The 18,677-nt window shown below is 61.7% G+C and carries 22 protein-coding genes; 11 read left to right on the top strand and 11 right to left on the bottom strand.

The features are described 5' to 3' along the window. Window positions 1–40 precede the first annotated feature (40 nt). Both KIT10_04935 and KIT10_04930 read right to left on the bottom strand, forming a co-directional pair. Window positions 41–832, bottom strand: a complete 792-nt coding sequence (locus KIT10_04935; protein ID MCW5898595.1) for a DUF2490 domain-containing protein — start codon at window positions 830–832, stop codon at window positions 41–43. A 167-nt stretch (window positions 833–999) separates the two neighbouring features. Next, window positions 1,000–1,854: a T9SS type A sorting domain-containing protein gene (locus tag KIT10_04930; GenBank protein MCW5898594.1), complete on the bottom strand. Its 855-nt coding sequence runs from the start codon at window positions 1,852–1,854 to the stop codon at window positions 1,000–1,002. Between the two features lie 563 nt (window positions 1,855–2,417). Here KIT10_04930 and paaZ point away from each other — a divergent pair. From paaZ to KIT10_04910, 4 genes are all read left to right on the top strand, one after another. Next, window positions 2,418–4,484, top strand: coding sequence for a phenylacetic acid degradation bifunctional protein PaaZ (paaZ, locus tag KIT10_04925; GenBank protein ID MCW5898593.1), 2,067 nt, complete (start codon window positions 2,418–2,420; stop codon window positions 4,482–4,484). A gap of 170 nt (window positions 4,485–4,654) precedes the next feature. Continuing rightward, the gene (locus KIT10_04920) at window positions 4,655–4,834 is read left to right on the top strand and encodes a hypothetical protein (protein MCW5898592.1); all 180 of its coding nucleotides are present in this window, start codon (window positions 4,655–4,657) and stop codon (window positions 4,832–4,834) included. Next, the gene (locus KIT10_04915; protein ID MCW5898591.1) at window positions 4,818–5,228 is read left to right on the top strand and encodes a hypothetical protein; all 411 of its coding nucleotides are present in this window, start codon (window positions 4,818–4,820) and stop codon (window positions 5,226–5,228) included. Before KIT10_04920 ends, KIT10_04915 begins: the two co-directional genes overlap by 17 nt. A gap of 458 nt (window positions 5,229–5,686) precedes the next feature. After that, window positions 5,687–6,877: an OST-HTH/LOTUS domain-containing protein gene (locus tag KIT10_04910; GenBank protein ID MCW5898590.1), complete on the top strand. Its 1,191-nt coding sequence runs from the start codon at window positions 5,687–5,689 to the stop codon at window positions 6,875–6,877. Here the strand turns inward: KIT10_04910 and KIT10_04905 are convergent. The 4 genes from KIT10_04905 to KIT10_04890 all read right to left on the bottom strand — a co-directional run bounded on the left by KIT10_04905 (window position 6,868) and on the right by KIT10_04890 (window position 11,150). Beyond that, window positions 6,868–8,424, bottom strand: a complete 1,557-nt coding sequence (locus KIT10_04905) for a hypothetical protein (protein ID MCW5898589.1) — start codon at window positions 8,422–8,424, stop codon at window positions 6,868–6,870. The genes KIT10_04910 and KIT10_04905 overlap by 10 nt on opposite strands. After that, on the bottom strand, window positions 8,425–9,705 hold the full coding sequence (locus KIT10_04900) for a toll/interleukin-1 receptor domain-containing protein (protein MCW5898588.1): 1,281 nt from the start codon (window positions 9,703–9,705) through the stop codon (window positions 8,425–8,427). A 164-nt stretch (window positions 9,706–9,869) separates the two neighbouring features. Beyond that, window positions 9,870–10,214, bottom strand: coding sequence for a nucleotide pyrophosphohydrolase (locus tag KIT10_04895; protein ID MCW5898587.1), 345 nt, complete (start codon window positions 10,212–10,214; stop codon window positions 9,870–9,872). A gap of 12 nt (window positions 10,215–10,226) precedes the next feature. Next, the gene (locus KIT10_04890; GenBank protein MCW5898586.1) at window positions 10,227–11,150 is read right to left on the bottom strand and encodes an HNH endonuclease; all 924 of its coding nucleotides are present in this window, start codon (window positions 11,148–11,150) and stop codon (window positions 10,227–10,229) included. A 59-nt stretch (window positions 11,151–11,209) separates the two neighbouring features. Between KIT10_04890 and KIT10_04885 the strand changes: the two genes are divergently transcribed. From KIT10_04885 to KIT10_04865, 5 genes are all read left to right on the top strand, one after another. Beyond that, entirely contained in the window at window positions 11,210–11,416 is a 207-nt protein-coding gene (locus tag KIT10_04885) for a DUF433 domain-containing protein (protein ID MCW5898585.1), read from the top strand. Between the two features lie 20 nt (window positions 11,417–11,436). Next, the gene (locus tag KIT10_04880; protein ID MCW5898584.1) at window positions 11,437–11,664 is read left to right on the top strand and encodes a type II toxin-antitoxin system HicB family antitoxin; all 228 of its coding nucleotides are present in this window, start codon (window positions 11,437–11,439) and stop codon (window positions 11,662–11,664) included. Between the two features lie 6 nt (window positions 11,665–11,670). Further along, window positions 11,671–11,886 carry a type II toxin-antitoxin system HicA family toxin gene (locus KIT10_04875; protein MCW5898583.1) on the top strand — a complete coding sequence of 72 codons (216 nt, stop codon included), beginning with the start codon at window positions 11,671–11,673 and terminating at the stop codon, window positions 11,884–11,886. A gap of 431 nt (window positions 11,887–12,317) precedes the next feature. Next, window positions 12,318–13,145, top strand: coding sequence for a hypothetical protein (locus KIT10_04870; protein MCW5898582.1), 828 nt, complete (start codon window positions 12,318–12,320; stop codon window positions 13,143–13,145). Then, window positions 13,142–14,227 carry a serine hydrolase gene (locus KIT10_04865; protein ID MCW5898581.1) on the top strand — a complete coding sequence of 362 codons (1,086 nt, stop codon included), beginning with the start codon at window positions 13,142–13,144 and terminating at the stop codon, window positions 14,225–14,227. Before KIT10_04870 ends, KIT10_04865 begins: the two co-directional genes overlap by 4 nt. Window positions 14,228–14,386: 159 nt before the next feature. On the opposite strand, the gene KIT10_04860 is transcribed toward KIT10_04865, so the two are convergent. The 5 genes from KIT10_04860 to KIT10_04840 are packed head-to-tail and all read right to left on the bottom strand — an operon-like array spanning window position 14,387 to window position 16,702. After that, window positions 14,387–14,731, bottom strand: coding sequence for a hypothetical protein (locus KIT10_04860; GenBank protein ID MCW5898580.1), 345 nt, complete (start codon window positions 14,729–14,731; stop codon window positions 14,387–14,389). After that, window positions 14,728–15,141, bottom strand: a complete 414-nt coding sequence (locus tag KIT10_04855; protein MCW5898579.1) for a hypothetical protein — start codon at window positions 15,139–15,141, stop codon at window positions 14,728–14,730. The genes KIT10_04860 and KIT10_04855 overlap by 4 nt, the downstream gene beginning before the upstream one ends. Further along, entirely contained in the window at window positions 15,138–15,791 is a 654-nt protein-coding gene (locus tag KIT10_04850; protein ID MCW5898578.1) for a sigma-70 family RNA polymerase sigma factor, read from the bottom strand. Before KIT10_04850 ends, KIT10_04855 begins: the two co-directional genes overlap by 4 nt. After that, complete coding sequence (locus tag KIT10_04845; GenBank protein ID MCW5898577.1) at window positions 15,788–16,519, bottom strand: PIG-L family deacetylase; 732 nt, start codon at window positions 16,517–16,519, stop codon at window positions 15,788–15,790. The genes KIT10_04850 and KIT10_04845 overlap by 4 nt, the downstream gene beginning before the upstream one ends. Window positions 16,520–16,522: 3 nt before the next feature. Then, entirely contained in the window at window positions 16,523–16,702 is a 180-nt protein-coding gene (locus KIT10_04840; GenBank protein ID MCW5898576.1) for a hypothetical protein, read from the bottom strand. Window positions 16,703–16,874: 172 nt separating this feature from the next. On the opposite strand from KIT10_04840, the gene KIT10_04835 reads away from it, so the two are divergent. Continuing rightward, window positions 16,875–17,735 carry a helix-turn-helix transcriptional regulator gene (locus KIT10_04835; GenBank protein MCW5898575.1) on the top strand — a complete coding sequence of 287 codons (861 nt, stop codon included), beginning with the start codon at window positions 16,875–16,877 and terminating at the stop codon, window positions 17,733–17,735. 94 nt (window positions 17,736–17,829) lie between these two features. Continuing rightward, window positions 17,830–18,642 carry a class I SAM-dependent methyltransferase gene (locus KIT10_04830; protein MCW5898574.1) on the top strand — a complete coding sequence of 271 codons (813 nt, stop codon included), beginning with the start codon at window positions 17,830–17,832 and terminating at the stop codon, window positions 18,640–18,642. The last annotated feature ends 35 nt before the right edge of the window (window positions 18,643–18,677 follow it).

The raw sequence follows: 18,677 nt of genomic DNA, 5'->3' as shown, positions 1-18,677 counted from the left end.
CCGGGCGGAGTTGGCCAACGGTGGACAATTGGTCGCACGATCACCCTTCCTGCGGCGGCAAGGGCACCACCTGTGCGTTACGCTTGCGCACGCCCAGGTTGAACACCACCACCACGTGCAGCGTGCTGTTCTGTTCCAGCACATCCGCGCCCGCCGCCGCTGCCGGCCGATCGATCGTCTGGTAGAGGTAGCCGGCCAACAGGTTCAACTCCTTGTTCACCTGGTAGCCCATCAGCCCGCTGGCCCGGTTCTGACTGAAGCGGTTGCCCGGTACGGTGCCGCCCAGGCTCAGGAAGATCTCGTTGTAGCCGTTCACCGTCCAGGGGGAGTTGTTCCCGATCGGGATGGTGACCCACACCCGGTAGCGGAAGCGGTCCGACCCACCGTAGCCGATGAACATGCCGTCCACATCGGCATCGTCCGCCGACATCCGTGCCATCCATCGGTGTTCCCAGCGGTAGCGGTGCTGCATGCGCACCTTGTTGATCCAATTGCTGAACTGGAACTGCAGGAAACCGTGGTGCTCCCAGTTCGCGAAGCGGATGGGATGGGCGCCATAACGGTAGTTCTCGTAGTAGCTGTAGCCGGCGGTGAGCATCACCTGCTCGTGCAGGTGGAAATTCACGGCGGGGCGGATCAGCAATTGCTGCGCACTGCCCCCCAGCTCCGCCCGCCGGATGTGGAACTCGCTGTGCAGGCTCCAGCGGTCGTGCACCATGTGGTCGCCCCAATGGCTGAACCAGAAGTGGGCGTTGGCGTCCTCCACGCGTTGGGCGGCGAGTGTGATGGGAAGTGCGAGCAGTAATGCGGGCAGGAGGAGGTGAAGCGGCATGTTGCGGATGGCGGCACAAAGTTCATGCAAGCCGCGCGGGCGACATTCGGATCCATGCAGGAAGTGCATGCGATGGGCGTGGATCCGCCGAGGTGGCGGCATTCCTGGCATGAGCGAAAAGGAATGGGCCACCCGTGGTGGCCCATTCCCTGCTTGGGGTGTGGTGTTCAATACTTCACGAACATGCGGCTGGCATAGGTGCCGTCCGCGAAGCGGATCCGCGCGATGTATGTGCCATTGGCAAGCCCGGACACATCGGTTTCCGCCACCAGGCCCCGGAGGGTCTGCCGTGCATGCAGGCGGCCGCTTGTATCGAGCACTTCCAGTTCCGCCATCTGGTGGCCGGTGGTGATCCATAGCACACCGGTGCCGGGCAACATGGACACTTGCATGGGCGTGCCGGCCGGGACCTCGTTCACCGAGGTGAACGCGCCGAAACTCAAGTCGTCCACGGATATTGTGCTGCCAGCAACGCCATCAGCGGTGCTGGACATCACGGTCACCGTCGCGGTATCCGGGAAGTCGGTCGTGAACCACGCGATCTCGACGCTGAACGACGCCCAGGAAGACTGGCTGCCCGGGGGGATCGACAGCATGCCACCGCCCACGGATATCTGCTGCCCCCCCGTCCATTTGGTGAACGAGGCCGCGATCATGCCACCATCACCCCCGGGGATGTTGTACTGGTATTTGCCGTTCAGCGCATCCGGTCGCGCGGTGTAGGGGAAGCCGGCCGCTGTCTGGCCTCCGGTGAAGATCAATCCGGGCAGTATCCCGACGCCGGGAAGATCGAGGGTGGTGACCTTGGCATAATACGTCCCCGCAGCTCCGGGAGAAGCCTGTTCGCAACTCAGCACGGCGCCAACAGGCCAGCTGATGACGTTCCAGGTGAGCCATCCGTCGGGGTCGTTGTATCCCATGCCGGATGGTGACCATTGCTCGAATCCGGCGTTCGGGATCTGGGCGCACAGCGCGGCCGGGAGGAACAGGCTGGCTGCAAGAGAAAGTAGGTGTGCTTTCATGGTGTGGTGGTTTTGACGCATCGAATATCCCCCAGATCCGGCCCGTCCGTACATGACGGAACGCATGGTCGTCAGGTACGGCTCCGGGCTACCTTCGCCATCTGGCCAACTTGGGGTGGCACCCTGGCGATCACCGCAAGACGCCGTTGGGACGGTGGCGCACCGGCCGGGTGAAGGGGATGGTCCGATCGCGGCCTTCACCAACGATCCCGTGAAGCGGCAGGCGGGCATACGGACCTTCTGATCTCATCTGCGGCAGTATTCCCCCCTGGCGCCGCAGGCGCTTCTGACGAAGCACTGCAAATGCAGGGACCGGGGATCACGCAGAGCCTTTCCGGTGAACCGGAATGAATGAATGCGAGCCGCAGATGGCGCAGATGGCGCAGATGAAATGCCAGATGCGGGCATTGTTCTTATGCGTTGATCGGCTACCAGCAGCACGGGCAGCTCGCACTCCGCGAACGGTAGTGAGCCCATCTGCGACATCTGCGGCATCTGCGGCAGTATTCCCCTTGGCGCCGCAGGCGCTACTGCGGCTGTCATTTCCTACCGATCTTCGCCACATGCAGTTGAAGAACTACACGTGCGGTCAATGGGTCAAGGGATCCGGCAAGCAAAGTGAACTGGTCGATGCAAGTACCGGTGACCTGGTAGCAACTACGTCCAGCGGCGGCCTCGACTTCGGCCACATGCTGAACTACGCCCGCACCATCGGCGGCCCGCCCCTGCGCAAGATGACCTTCCCCGAGCGCGGACGCATGCTCAAGGCCCTCGCCCTCTACCTGATGGAGCGCAAGGACAAGTACTACGAGATCAGCTACCGCACCGGCGCCACCAAGGCCGACAGCTGGGTGGACATCGAGGGCGGCATCGGCAACCTTTTTGCCAACGCCAGCTTGCGTAGGCAGTTGGGCAACATGCCCTTCTACGTGGACGGCGACGTGGTGAAGACCAGCAAGCAGGGCACCTTCATCGGTCACCACATCATGGTGCCCAAGGAGGGCGTGGCCGTACACATCAACGCCTTCAACTTCCCCATCTGGGGCATGCTGGAGAAGGTGGCCGTGAACTGGATGGCCGGCGTGCCCGCCGTGGTGAAGCCCGCCACCGTCACCAGCTACCTCACCGAGGCCATGGTGAAGGACATCGTGGCCAGCGGTATCGTGCCTGAGGGCGCGATCCAACTCATCTGCGGCAGTGCCGATGGCCTGCTCGACCACGTCATCAGCCAGGACGTGGTCACCTTCACCGGCAGCGCCAGCACCGGCCGCATGCTGAAGCGCCACCCGCGCATCGTGGACGAGAGCGTGCCCTTCAACATGGAAGCCGACAGCCTCAACGCCATCGTGCTCGGCCCCGACGCCGTGCCCGGCACCGAGGAGTTCGACCTATTCATCAAGGAAGTGGGCAAGGAGATGACACTGAAGTGCGGCCAGCGCTGCACCGGCGCGCGCCGCATCATGGTCCCCCAGAACGTGCTGGAGGATGTGCAGATCGCCATCGGCAAGCGCCTGGGCGGCACCGTGATCGGCGACCCGCGTGTGGAAGGCGTGCGCATGGGCGCCCTCGCCGGACAGACGCAACGCAACGAGGTGAAGCGCGCGCTGGACGAACTGCTCAAAGGCTCGCAGATCGTCTACGGCAGCGCCGACAGCGTGGAGGTGAAAGGCGCCGACGCCAGCAAGGGCGCCTTCATGAGCCCCATCCTGCTGCTCAACGCCGATCCCTGGAAGAACCAGCAGAGCCACAACGTGGAGGCCTTCGGTCCGGTGAGCACGCTGATGCCCTACACCGACATCGACGATGCCGTGGCCCTGACCAAGCTCGGCAAGGGCAGCCTCTGCGCCAGCATCGCCACCTACGATGAAACCGTGGCGCAGCAATTCGTGTGGGGAGCAGCCAGCCACCACGGCCGCATGCTCATCCTCAACCGCGAGATGGCCAAGGAGAACACCGGCCACGGCAGTCCGCTGGCCACGCTGGTACACGGCGGCCCCGGTCGCGCGGGCGGCGGCGAAGAGATGGGCGGCAAGCGCGGCGTGATGCACTACCTGCAGCGCACCGCCATCCAGGGCCACCCCAGCATGATCACCGCCATCACGCAGCAATACCAGCAGGGCGCGCGCTATCGCATCAGCGAGAAGCACCCCTTCCGCCTGCACTTCGAGGAGCTGAACATCGGCGACACACTCCTCTCCGAGAAGCACCTGGTGACGCTGCAGAACATCGAGGACTTCGCCGAGCTGAGCGGCGACCGCTTCTACGCGCACATGGACGCCAACAGCCTCGAGGGCACCCCCTTCACCGGCCGCGTGGCGCACGGCTACTTCATCCTCTCGCGTGCGGCGGGCCTCTTCGTGGACCCGCCAAAAGGGCCCGTGCTCCTCAACTACGGCATCGAGGAGTGCCGCTTCCTGAAGCCGGTGTACCCGGGCTCCACCATCCAGGTGAAGTTCACCTGCCGCGAGAAGCTGGATCAGGAGAAGCGGCCGAAGACCGCCGACTCACCTAAAGGCGCGGATGTGGCAAGAGGAATAGTCAAATGGCTGGTCGACGTGATAGACGAGACCGGAGAAACTGTTGCACTCGCCACCATTCTCACCATGGTGAAAAAGCTCGACCAGGCATGATGCCGCTTAGAGCCTGCCCCGGGCCCCGACCCGGGGTGAAATGGCTGGTGGACGTGGTGGATGAAACGGGCGAGACCGTGGCGCTGGCGACGATCTTGACGATGGTGAAGAAGCTCGATCAGAACTGACCGCTTTTCATCGGGCACAGTCCTTCGCCGTATCTTTCATGCATGGAACGCACCATGCGCATCACCACGCTGAAGGACCAGCCCAAGGACCGCGCCTATTGGGCCACCCAGCCGCCTGAGGCGCGTCTGGCCGCCATCGAGTTCCTTCGCCAACAGTACATGGGGCCCACACATGCTGAGCAGAGACTTCAGAGAATTTGTCGCGTTGCTCAAAAAGCATGAGGCGGAGTACATGATCGTCGGCGGCTATGCCGTCGGCGTGCATGGCTACCCGCGCTACACCGGCGACCTCGACATCTGGCTCAACCCCACTGTACCCAACGCGGAGCGCGTACTGCGGGCCATCACCGATTTCGGTTTCGGATCCTTCCAACTCACGGTGGCCGACCTCACCAAGGAGGGTAACGTCATCCAGTTCGGCCAGCCCCCCTTGCGTATAGATCTACTTACCGCCATCGACGGCGTGACCTTCGATGCGTGCTACGCCAACCGGAAGGAGGTGACCTTCGATGGACTGGCCATGAACTTCATCGGCTACCATGACCTGGTGACGAACAAGAGGGCCACCGGCCGCCACCGCGATCTGGACGATGTGGAGAACATGCAACCTGACTGATGGTTACACCAACGGCCGCCGACCCACCCAAGTGAGCCGATCCCGCTGTGGCGGGACAAGTTGTGGCGCGGGTGATCGTGAAGTGGCTGGTGGATCCCGCCAATGCGGGACAGGTTGTGGTGGATGAAACGGGCGAGACCGTGGCGCTGGCGACGATCTTGCGATCACGGAAGTTGGATCAGAACGGATGACGAGAAGCGCTCAGCATTGGGATGATCGGGGCGTGCCCCGGCTCAAATGCAGCCGGGTCGCGTGCTCCGCTGTAGCCGGCTTGTCAGGGCCAGCACCCACGGCGCTGCGGGTCCTCCTACGTCGGCCTCCTCGCTGCTCGTGGCTACAAGGCCCTTCCTGCGCCGGGCTGCCGCTGCGCCCGCTCACGCAGGAACCATACTCGTGTGATGCGATCGATTGAAGCTCATTCTGCGCTAAACTCGCTTATGAGATAAGCTCCTCAATCCATGAAGCGCGCAGTGTTGTTCGTCGATGTGCTGGGTGTCCAAAAGATGTGGCGCTCCGGAGGTGCGGTTGCGGTGAAGGAACGCATTGAAGAATTCAACACGTTCGTAACGAAGCAGCTCCCGTATCTCCCGGACTACGTCCATCGGGACGCGGAGTTTACCGTTATGCTCGGTGGTGATAGTGTGGCCATACTCTGTCAAGATGTTGTTCAAGCCGTTGAAATTGGCATCCATCTTTTTGAGCAGGCATTTTACTCGAGTGCGTCGACCCGTTTTCCCTTTTGGCTACGAGGTGCAATCTCCGAATGGAACAACCAGTACTCTCCGATTTCCGCAGCGCCAATCTTTTCAAAGGGTGTGCAAGTTGGAAAGGTGGAAACGATGGAGGACGACTACCTGCGGGTTCTTGCACTAGAGAAGTCTGGATATAGAGGGATGCGCATCATTATTGAACGAGGTCTTGGGCGCCAAGCGAATGAGGAGTTCACACGGTTGTGGAGCGACTTCAAACGGCCACTGTATCTAATCACTCAGTTACGTGAGATGGTCTATCCTCCAGGGGGAGAGTACTCGGATGTCCTGTGGATGGCCAATGATGAATTGAAGTACGGTCATTTCAAAGGAATTATGGCCCAACGATTCAAGGCTTCGGTTAAGGACTCAGACGAGATGATGCAGGCCGCCTGGACCAGAGCGACGTTCGACATGGTTGACTCGCTTGTCTGGAGTTGTAAAACCTATACCATCGCTACCTCAGACCCCAATGCCCCACCACCGGATGCACCAGAGCCCACTAGACCCACAAGTCCAGTTGAATCGCCGGATCGAGCGAAAACAGGTCAAGCTGCCGTGGGAATAGACCTTCCAAACAGGGAACAGACGCCACCACCGCCCACAGACTCCGAAACGTTAGCCCTCTTGATACAAGCTGTCACTAGCTCCGCGAAGGCCGACGGATGGTCCTTCTTAGGGCAAGTTGGGCATGAACTCAGAAAGGTCAATCCCGAGTTCGATCACAAGACCCACGGCTTCGAGAAATTCATTGTTATGATGAAAGCCTACTGGCAGTACTTCGACTTCAAGGAGATTCATGACCCAACCGGCCCGATTCACGACTACGTCAAGGTAAAGGATGCACCGTCATCACAGTTCGAGCCACGAGTTGATCCTGGACTCACGGGTCATATGTAATACTTGAACTGCCGCACGTCGGTCTTTCTCCAAGCGGTTGCCGTGAGCACGTTGCCTATGATCCCAGAGAAGCTCAAAGTCACCGGCTTGCCGTCCGCGTGAACGCAAGCATTGTAATTCAGCTTGGTCAGGTCCATGATGTCCTTGAGGACGGTCTCAATGTCCGCTGTGCCCTTGCTGATCTTAACGGAAAGGAGGTTAGGTATCTCCAGATTAAGTGCGGTCGAGAGGCGCGGTACGAATCCTCTTGTATTCAGAAAAGCCTCACGGTCATTGATGATCCATGCTGTTCCTCTCAGCAATCCATAATGACTTGCTTGGCCTTCCGCCACCCTCATCATCTTCAGAGGTGCGCTATCCTTGATCACCACACCAACCAGCTTGGTCTTGGCTCGAAGTTCTTCGCGTGCTTCCTCAAATCCATCCCATTCTTTGTCATCGAATTCAGCCTTTCCGTGAATGAACAGCTCAGTAGGATAATCTTGCCACTTGTCGAAGTAGTCGCTTAGCGCCAATGCGACCATATCTCGGGCCGACTTTCTGTCCAAGTGGAATTCGTTCGGACGTGTCTCCCAGAGACCGATGTTTCCTTGAAAGACGGCTCCATCGCCATCCTTCAGGAACATCTGCGCGGCACTGGCTACAATAGAATTCTCCTTGTCCTTTAACTTCTTGTAGACCAGTCCCAGGTAACACACCCCATCGCGTGTGTTCGCCAAACGCCACGGAAGTGCGCCAAGCTTGTAGTGGAGCGTGGTGCTTATAGTCCACGCAATGTGAGCTTTCATGTTGGGAGCGGCAGGAGTGTTCTTGTACTTATCCCTGAACTCCAACGTCGGTTCCAAGATCAACTGAGCTGGTGCAGGAATCTTCTCTTCGATCATCCTCGCCTTGAACAGGTGGCGGAAGTCTTCGCTCGACTCAACGAAGCGTTCAACCTCCTCTAGGTACTCTTGATCCGCTGAGAACATGGGGACCTGGCCATGCTTACTATCCGCAATGAACTGTAGAGTACCCTTGCTTACCTGGGCACCCCATGATTCAACCCGGCATTGCTTCCAAACCGCTCGCGGAACAAGAACGAACCATATATCCACCGAGGCATCCTCTGAGCGGGTCTGTTTGACGATCTCTTTGACGAACAGGTCCACAACGGCACTGGTCCTTTTGCGATTGATTTTGTTGAACTTGAGCGTCTCGTAGATCTTCCGTTCACTCAACTCTATTGCTATTGTCGGATCGGGCAACCATCGAAGACCGAGGACGGCATGAAACCCGGGGAATGAGGGTCTCTGAACCTCGTCCGATTCAAAGGCCTTCTTCCCTTTGTTCCATTTCATGGACTTCATCGGTGCATTCATCGTAACGACGAACTTCTTGTAGGCCTCTATGCTCTTTGGCGTACCGATAACTCCAGCCTTGATGGTGTCACCAGATCTTGAGGCATAGGCTCCGTAAAGGATCAAGCCATCGCGCGGGTCACTGGTTATATTCCCTTGCCCGAACTCGAGTTGAGGCTCATTGATATGGATCGTCCTCCCAATCATCTACACAGGTTCAACGTAGCCGATTTGGGTGGCGATGGACAAAGGCTCCAAACTCATGTCATAGAAGCTGAAACCATCGATGTGTAGCTCAATTGAGTCGGCATCGGGACCCGTGCGGAGGGTATCGAGCAAGCCTAGAAAGAGGTTCAAGACCTTTCGATTGTACAGTTCGCCAGCGAATCCTCGGCGTAGCGCATGCTCAGTTGCATCGTCAACAGCATCACCCTCCTTGGTCTTGAACACTATATGGAAGGATAGTCGGTAGTGAGGTACGGGATGAAGTGAGGCCGAATGCGAGACTGCGAAGTACCAACGATATCCCTCTTTGATCCCGTTCAACTGTATGCTATGCTGTCCATATTTCGTGAGTGGCACGCGCACGGCGTCGTCGCCTGCGAACGGCACATAGTAGATCCGGCGTTTGTTGGATTGTTCGATGAACTCTAAACCTCGAAGCTTGAAATGATACCCCAACGTCTTGTTGAGGAGGGTCTTCAAGTAATTGCCCGGCTTTACAATCGTTCCAAAGTCCTCGTGGTTCAATGCCTGCGCGTGGAGCACATCTTCGGTCTTGAAAGAGAGGCTGCTGAGCAAAGGGACACCATTGATGCCCTCCCTGAGTGGCGCAAACGTCACTATATGGTCACCGTGTCGCCTGTAAGTGACTAGGTCCAAAGCGTTCCCTGTCGGCATCGAGTATGGCCGATGGACGTACAGCACTTCGGGAAGCGCGATCGGGTACCAGTTCGTGATGACTTGCTCGGGTGCTTCTGTCACTACGGTTCGTTGGCCAATAGCCTTGTGCCAAATGCTCAAGGGCGTTTGCGTGTCTTCAGCGTAGGCAATTCGCCGTTTCTCCTGAAGGTCCGTGACTAGGTCGATTAATCCATCGCCAAGTCGGTTATGAAAGTCAAAACCGTTCTGTCCCCGGTAATCCATCGGCCACTTGTGGTAGGGCAGGTCATCAAACTTTAATGGGACGATGAAGTTCTTGACGTTTACCGACGACGCAACATTCAGCTCCTTGCGCACACCTGACCTGTCGTCCGCTGCCTTCTCCGCGTATGTCCTCGTGGTTATCGGCAGGAATACGGCCGACTCGTTCTCAATCACGGGTTGGATGCGCGTGGTGAAAGTGTCACCGCCTGCCAAGTCGTCCAAGTCAACAAAGACCCTGTATCCAAGTGCTCGGAGCTTGGCCGCTAGCCAACCGGCATAGTAGTCATCCTCATGCGTTGCATGGGCAATGAAGATTGTCTGACGCTGCGTCTCTTCCGGCATGACCAATGGCCCGTTTCAACCTGACAACCAATCGTGACAGAAATTCCATCATCATGGCTTGCGTAAAGTAGGCAGCGAGAACCCTCGTTGATCCGAATCCACGCGTTGAGATTTCCACAGTCCCAGACAAACCCGAAGTAGATCCTACGGTTGCAGCAACGCACTCACAACCGATCCCACTTCGTCGCCACGCCCTTCGCCTTCTCTACCGGGTACTTAGCGGCGTTCTTAACCAGCTTCTGGCGCACGGCGGTTTCGAGGTCCACGCGCAGGTCGTGGGCCAGATAGGTGAGCAGGATGGCAATGTCGGCCATCTCCTCGGCCAGGGCATCGCGGTGCTCGGTGGCCAGGGTGGGCAGATCGGTATCCTTGGCCCATTGGGTGTGCTCCATCAGCTCGGCGGCTTCCAGGGCAATGCTGGTGCTCAGGGTCCGTAGGTTGTGGAACTGCTCCCAGTCGCGCTCCTTGCGGAAGGCCAGCAGTTCATCGCGCAATTGGTCGCTGATCATGGGCGGTAGAGTTTAGCCAACAAAGCGTTCGTTCAAATGCCAGCGCAGGAACTCGGGGTCGGGCTGCTGGCTGGTCAGCTTGGGGGTCACGGCCAGTTGCTTGTCATGTAGGCTGTAGTAGGCCTTGCCGTTGAAGTACTGTTCCCGGATTTGGTCGCTCACGCGCACCCGCAGCTCGGGCGTCACGGTCACCAGCCCAGCATCGAAGAGCTTGTGGAAATCAGACCGCAACAGCATCCCGTTCGTGATCTTGTGCGGCCCCTCCAACTCGTACGGCTTGATGTGCGCCGCCTCCAGCACTGGGAAGGTCGATTCGCCCGTGATGGCGCAACGCTTCCCGTAGGCTTCGCTCACCAGCACCCGGAAAGCACCCTGCCCCAAGCGGCTGCGCGTGAGGAAGAGTTCGCCGTAGCGCGGTCCGCCGTATTCCGCCGCCGGTTCGGCCACGAGGCTTTGGATGGCGGTGTTCTGCAATCGCGCTTGCACTTCGCTCCAGAGCCATGCGCCTTCGGTGGTCTCGGTGTCGTAGGTCTGCCCCTTCACAATGTTCGGCGACCAGTTGGGCATGGGTATCCAGTCCTTGCGTTCAAAGAAGAAGGGCTGCACGAGCACACTGCATCCGATCTCCAGCACGCTGCGCTCCCCGGTGGATAGCCGCCGGATGCGCTTCTCCACTTCCATGTAAGTGGCTGCTCCGTTCTTCTCGCCAAAGGCCTCCCACGCCATGTTCAGCGGCAGCTTCGAGAAGCTCACGAAGTAGCCGCCGCCCGCGATGTGGTTGAACGGCCGCTTCAGCTTGAACAGGAAAGGTGTGCCTGCGGGCAGGGTGGTGAAGGGCGGCAGACCGCTCGGCTGCCAGAAGTTCACCTCATCGAAGCCGCGCTCGGAGAGGAAAGAGAACCAATCGTTGTCGGTGACGCCGGCCCAGAGCTTCATGCGGCGTGAAACTAAAACGTAGGTGGACGTTCAAGGGTGGCTCTTGTACCTTTGCGAGTATGAACGCCAACCCCGAACTGCTCAAGCGCATCACGGTGGATGACCGCATCTGCAACGGCAAGCCGGTGATCCGGGGCATGCGCATCACGGCCCAGACCGTGCTGGAGTTCCTGATGGCGGGAACGCCCGAGGACGAGGTGCTGAAGCAATACCCGATGCTCGAAGCGGCGGACCTTGAAGCCTGTCGGAAGTTCATTACGAAGTAATCAGAACCGATCCCCAAGCGATGTCACAACTCACCTACCGCGTATTGCTGACCCGCGAACCTACAGGCGGGTTCACTGTGAACGTGCCTGCCTTGCCGGGCTGTGTCACGTTCGGTGAGAACATCGAGCACGCTTTGGAGATGGCACGTGAGGCCATAGCGTTGTATGTGGAAACCTTGCAAGCCGAAGGGGATCCCGTGCCGGACGACAGCCAGACCTTCGAGTATTCGCTGGTACTCGCATCCTGATCGGCGATGACCAAGGCGCCATCGCTCACGCCGGACGAACTCATCCGCCTGTTGAAGAAGCATGGCTATGAATTGATGCGCACCAAGGGCTCGCACCAGATCTTCAAGAACCGCGCGAACGGCAAGATGACCATCGTGCCGATGCACAAGCGCGACCTGCCCAAGGGTACCATGCTGGCGATATTGAAGCAGGCGGGCATTGACAAGGAGGAGTTGCTCTGAACTCCCCTATTGCCCTCGTCAGCCAACCCCAGGTACTCCATCACCCGGCCGCAGTCCGCCCGCACTACCTCCGGAGCAAGCGTAGCATGAGCTTCCACGCCACGAGGTCGGAGACCTTTCCGGGACACACGTTCTTCGACGCCTCCCGGTCGTAGTGCCTGCCTGCCATTTCCGCAACAAGGGCTTGCTCGCGCGGGCACGATGGATGCGCTCCGTGCTCCGCCAATGCGCTTCGCGACGGCGCTATCGGTGTTCAACGACCTTGCACGGATCTTCTGGTAACGCGCCGATGTAACGCCAGCCGTTCGATCGATGAACGAAAGGGGCTCCTTCGGATCCGTGTCCATGAGATGATCCTTCTGCCTGGTCCATTCACATGATCCGTTCCCGTCCGCGCTACGATCCTTGCCCTCACTTCCCAACTTTGCCCCATGGACGACCCGACCCCGGCCTGCCGTGCAAGGGAGATGCGTCGAAGCGTGGAGCTGCTGGGCCCGCTCCTTTTCGCCTACTTGCTTTCCGCACCGGTGATCGCCGGTGCGCAGGACAGCCTGCGCACGCGGCATTCCTCCATCGCGCTCCTCACGCGCTTCTCCCAGGTGAAGGACGTGTACAACTACGGGCTGGCCTTCGCCGGCGGCGACCTGGGCGTGGACTACCGCACCCGCTTCGCGCAGGGGAACCGGCAGTGGACCTATGAGCCGCGCCTGGTGCTGGGCGTGCTGAACGATGCGCGGGCCGGCATCGCAGCGCACTTCCAGCTCCGTCCGGTGGACCTGTGCCATGCCTGGCGCCTGGGCAACGACGGTCCGCTGATGCTGGGTCCCTACGCCGCGGCCAACTACGCCTGGCAGCTCTATCCCAAGTTGCAGAGCGGGCACATGTTCTGGTATTCGTCCCTGGAACTGGGCGTGCGGCTCTTCGCCAGGGCCAAGGTCCGGGACAGGGTGCTCGATTGTCGCTTCTCCTCCGCCTTGCTCGGCTGGGCCTCACGGCCGTCGCATACCACGGAGGAGTACTGGTACGCGCTCCGCTTCCGCGACTGGGTGCGCAACCCGCACACGGACCTGGTCTTCGGCGGTCCCACGGTCTTCCAGCACATCGGCGCGGAGGTCGCCCTGCTGCCGCGCGAGGAAGGGCGCCTTGCGCTGGCCTACGCCTTCGAGTACTGGGGCTATTCCCTGTTCCCGGGGATCAAGAGCCTTTCACACGCCATCCACCTGCGCTGGCCGGTGGGCGGAAAACGGACCGGATCATGAAGCAGCTCCTCCCGATCGTGTGCGCCGCCGTCCTGGCCTGTGGCTGCCTGAAGGACGATGCGCTGAACCGGCCCTTCACCACCTACGCTCCGGTGGGGATCGGCGACGGCCACGTGCTTTCCGACCCGGCGAGCGAAGGCATCGACCCGGACGCGCTGTGGAACATCTACCAGGACGCGTACAACGACGCTGCACTCTGGCCGATGCGCAGCCTGCTGGTGTTCCGCAACGGCCGGCTGGTGGCGGAGGCCTACCCGAAGGACCCTGATGACATCACCACGCGCCACCTCATCTGGTCGGCCACCAAGCAGTTCACCGGCGTGCTCTCCGGCATCGCGCTGGAAGAGGGGATCCTCCAGGACATCGACGACCCGATCTCGATGTACTTCACCACGGAACTCGACGGCCACGGCGACAAGGCGGGCATCACCCTGCGCCACCTGCTGAACATGCGCTCGGGCATCGCCTATGAGAACGACGGCATCGGCGGCGATACCGATGAGATCCTGCGGCAGAAGCCCGGCAACATCACCGACCACATCCTCTCGCTGGACATGGCGGCCGCGCCCGGGGACCTGTTCAAGTACAAGGACGGCGACCCGCAGTTGCTGGCGAGCGTGCTGCAGAAGACGCTGGGACGGCCCATGGACGAATGGGCGCGCGAGGTGCTGCTGGCGCGCATCGGCATCACCAACCTGAACTGGGTGCGCTACAAGGACGGCACCACCCTGGGCGGCTTCGGCATCGAGACCACCCCGCGCGAGATGGCGAAGCTGGCCCTGTGCGTGGCCGACAGCGGCCGCTGGAACGGGCAGCAGGTGGTGCCCGAAGCCTGGATCGCGGACATGCTGACCGCGCACGGGACCACGTCCAGCGGCTACGGCTTCGGCCACCAGTGGTGGATCGACACGCAGCGCGGCATCCCCTTCATGTCGGGCCACGGCGGCCAGTTCGCCTTCATCGTGCCGTACAAGCGCCTGCTGGTGGTGATGACGGCCTTCCCCAACACGCAGGACGCGCACCAGATCTCCGCCACGGAGGCGTTGACCGTGGTGGACCGCATCATTGCGGCGTGCGATTGAGCAGGGGGGGGGGGACTGGTCGCGTGGCACGATCGATCGCCAGTACTGGTACCCATGCACCCCCGATCCTCCGAAGGATCTCCCGTCCTCCATTTCCCGATACCATGAAGCAACAAGGCCCCCCGTTCCCGGAGGGCCTTGCGCTTCGTGCTCCGCTGATCAGTGCGGCACGGCGGCCGTTGGCTCCGCACTGGGGCGGGCGTTCGTCCGTGCATGACGCGCATCACGTGCCGGTGCGGTGCTGCTGCCGGGGCAGACGCAGCCGGGGCGCGTGGGGCAGTCCACCGATGCTGGAGCGCTCACCGCTGCGGTGGCTTCCAGATCGGCGCCCGCCTCATTGATGGCGGCGGTGATCGCCTCCACCGAGAGCGGATCGTCAGTGGCCAAAGCGCACAACGGCGCGCAGATCGGCCATTCCTCCGGCGTGCAGCAGCCGGGGTCGCATTGGGCGTTCGAAACGGTGTTGATGAGGATGGCCAGCAAGGCCATCAGGATCGTTCTCATGTGTTCGGTTCGTGTTGATGGGTGTGTGTTTCCAGGAAGGGATCGCGGCCGGCATCCGGCGGGCGCCAGACGGATGCGGTGTAGGACGATGTGGCCGGCGGACCATCGACATGCCGCAGGATGCTGACGGTGCGATCGGGTGCGAGGAGCCGCAAGCGGCCCACGGGCAGCGCGAAAACGAAGGCCATGTGCACCACGCCCGGACAGCAGGGAGCGGGCGCTTCGCCAACAGGAGCTCGATCGGCCTGCTGCTCCACGCCGGCCACGCAACAGGATCCCGCATCGCAGGCTTCCGGACCGTTCGGCAGTCCGGTATTCGGACCGTGCATCAGCTCCGGTGCATACCGCACGGACATGACCATGGCCGCGCCCAGCACCGTGGCGATGGTGCGCGATGCGAGGACGCTCATGGTCCGCCGTTCGGCTTCGCTGTGCCACATCCACTTCCGGCACTGCAGTCGCAGGCATCGCCGCAACGGTCATCGACCACATTGCCATAGGCATCGGCCGTGTAGTGGCAGCGTTCGCGGAAGAGCTCCTCCAACTGGACGCGTGCCCGCTGGATGCGCGACTTGGCGCCGGTGTAGGAGATGCCGAGCTGCTCGGCGATGGCCTGCTGCGGCAGTTCCCCCTTCAGCTCCAGCTCCAGCGCCTGGCCGTATTTGACATCCAGCTCGCGGAGCATGTGGGGCAGGCAGCGCACGTAGCGCTCGTTCAGCACCGGCTCGTCGTGCTCCTCGGCCACATCGTCCAAGGCCGCGCGCGGTCGCTGCTTCTTGAAGTGGTCCGCCACGGTGTTGCCCGCGATGCGGTAGAGCCAGCCCACCAGCTTGTCCGCGTCGGTCACCGTGTCCTGCTTCAGCAGGGCTTTCAGGTAGGTGTCCTGCAACAGGTCCTTGGCCAGTTCATCATCGCGGGTGCGGTTGCGGATGAAGGCGTACAGTTCGCGGTGGAAGCGGCGCATGGCACCGAGCAGCGCGGCACCGGCCTGCTCCGGGGAGGCATTCCCGGGCGGGCCGGCGCCCACGTGCGCCTTGGTATGGTCGCGTGCCGTGCTCAATTCAGTGACAGGCCAAGGTCGGTGAGCGGTGGAGCGAAGTTCTCATACGCGATCTCGAAATGGACCTTGTCGCCGATCTTTTCGATCACGCCCATCTTCCGCACCGTCTCCTGGTAGGTGGCGTAACACAGCAGGGCGCGCTTCATGGCGTCCACGTCCTCGGCGGCCAGGGGCACCACGCAGTCGATCAGCTCGGCCTCGGTCAACTTCAGGCGTGGCCAGCCATCCGGCAGTATGGACGGCGCGCCGCTGTCGGGCATGGTGAAGTAGGCGAGCCGCTTGAGGTAGCTGTGGCCCTGGTCGCGCAGGTCCAGGAAGACGCGGTTCACCACGGCATGGGTCACCAGGTGGTCGTGGAAGCCGCTGCCACCGTGCACTGGGTAGGTGACCAACACCTGCGGCCTCACCTGCGTGATGTGCTCCGCGACGATATGCTCCAGCATGCGCGGGTCCAGTTCCTTCAGGCCGCTGTCCGGATGGTCGAGCACGGTCATGCTGGAGAGTCCGAGCACGCGTGCGACGTCCTGCATCTCGTTGTAGCGCACGGCGCCCATTTCTTCCACACCCAGCCCGAGCTTGATGCGGGCCTGGGTGGCGCCCCCGCGTGTGAGGGTGAGCAGGTGTACTTCATGCCCGGCGCGCACTTGCTGGTGGATGGCCCCGGCGGGCCCGAACGATTCGTCATCCGGATGCGGGAAGATGTAGAGGTAGCGCAATGGAGCGGCCATGGTTCAGCAGCAGCGTTGGGTGGCGCAGCAGTCGGAGGTGGAGCCACCGCAGCAGGAGTTGGCGGGTGCGCAACAGTGCTGCGTGGAAGTGGTCGCGCAGCAGCTGTTCTGAGGCGTGGCGCAGCATTGGCCGGTGGTGTCACCGTTGCAGCAGTTGGGTGGGCAGATGTTCTTGGTTTCCATGTGTTGATCGGTTTTCACTTGTATGGACGACGGGCCTTCCCGAAAGACGCAAATGGTACGGCGCCCTCCCAATGGCATCGGCCCTGTGCAGGTCGGTCAGGAGATCCGATCCGCGGCGTTGTGATGAATGGCGTTCACACCGGCCACCGGCGCACCGACCTTTGCGTGGCCGATGTTCAACTTCCTCGATGACATCATCGCCGACCCCGGCTTCTACCGCCAGCTGCGTTACGACGACGAACTGGTGACGGAGTACAACTGCCCCATCGGCGAGAAGCTGCAGGACCTCTGGAGCCACCAGAGCTATTTCGTCTTCGTGCTCGATGGCCGCAAGGTGTGGCACACCGCCGATGGCGCGGTGGACCTGCACGCCGGCGAGGCGGCCTTCGTGCGGAAGGGCGCGGGCATCGTGGAGCAGGACTTCGCGCGGCCCTTCTGCGTGGTGATCTTCTTCGTGTCGGACGAATTCATCTGCGAGACGGTGCGCAGCATGGGTCCGATGGAACGCAGACCGCCGCAGCACACACCGGCCATGGTGCGGCTGAACAAGGGCGCCGTGCTCGACGGCTTCGTGCAGAGCATGCTGCCGCACTTCCGGCAGGGGCTGCCGGTACACCCGGAGCTGCTGCGCCTGAAGTTCCGCGAACTGTTGCTGGCGGTGATGGCCGACGCGGGCAACGCGCAGCTGCTGTCCTACTTCTGCTCCCTGCTGCACGACCCCGTGCACGAGCGCGTGCGCCGCGTGATGGAGGACAACTACCGGTTCAACCTGCAGCTGGAGGACTTCGCGCGTCTGAGCGGGCGCAGCCTCTCGGCCTTCAAGCGCGATTTCCAGGAGATCTACGGCATGCCGCCCGGCCGCTGGCTGCGTGATCGGCGTCTGGAGCGCGCACGCACCATGCTCCGCGCCGGCGACCTGCAGGTGAGCGAGGTGGCCTTCCAGTGCGGCTTCGAGAACCTCTCGCACTTCAGCCGCGCCTTCAAGGAGCACTTCGGCCACGCGCCCGCCGCGCTCCGCGAAGCGAAGGCCTGAACCGCACAGCACGATCGTTGGGCCGCTGGGAAAAACAGCCGGGGTGATGGTGACGGGACCTTTGTCCCCACCAAACACAACGACCATGGAAACGATGAAAGCCCCCGTGAACACCGCCTTCAGCGGCAGCATCCCACGGCAGTACGACGCCCATCTGGGCCCGATGTTCTTCGAACCCTTCGCCGAGCTGCTCGCCGGCCGCATCGCCACGCTGGCGCCCGACCGCGTGCTGGAACTGGCCGCCGGCACCGGCCGCCTCACGCGCCACCTGGTGGACCGCCTGGCCGATCACGCCCGCATCGTGGCCACCGACGTGAACCCCGCCATGCTGGAGTTCGCGCAGAAGACCATCACCGCCCCGCGCGTGGAGTGGAACGTGGTGGACGCCGTGGACCTGCCCTATGCCGATGCCAGCTTCGACCTGGTGGTCGCGCAGTTCGGCGTGATGTTCTACAGCGATCGTGTGAAGGCCTACCGAGAAGCCTTGCGCGTGCTGAAGCCCGGCGGCCGCATGATCCTCACCGCGTGGAACGCGCTTCAGGAGAACCCTGCCGCGCGGTACGCCAACGAGGTGGCCCATGACTTCTTCCCCGTGGACACGCCGAACTTCTACACGGTGCCCTTCGCCTACCACGACCGCGAACTGATCCGCGAGGAACTGCTCACCGGCGGCTTCGCACGGGTGAAGCTGGAACTGGCCACGCCCACCGGCCAGGCGGCCAGTGCGCAGGACGCCGCCACCGGGCTGCTGGAAGGTTCGCCCATCCACACCGCCATCATGGAGCGCGACGCGAAGGCGCTGCCCGCGATGAAGGAGTTGCTGGCCGCATTGCTCACCGCCGAGTTCGGCACCGGGGCGCTCCAGGTGCCGCTGAGCGCCTGGGTGGTGGAGGCGGTGAAAGATTGAGCGATCCGCCGAGATCACCGATCGAAAGGGATCCC

Source organism: Flavobacteriales bacterium, from assembly GCA_026129465.1.
In the GTDB taxonomy this organism is placed as follows: domain Bacteria; phylum Bacteroidota; class Bacteroidia; order Flavobacteriales_F; family PHOS-HE28; genus PHOS-HE28.
Note: the sequence above shows the minus strand (reverse complement) of the source record. Positions and strands in the feature narration are given on the sequence as shown.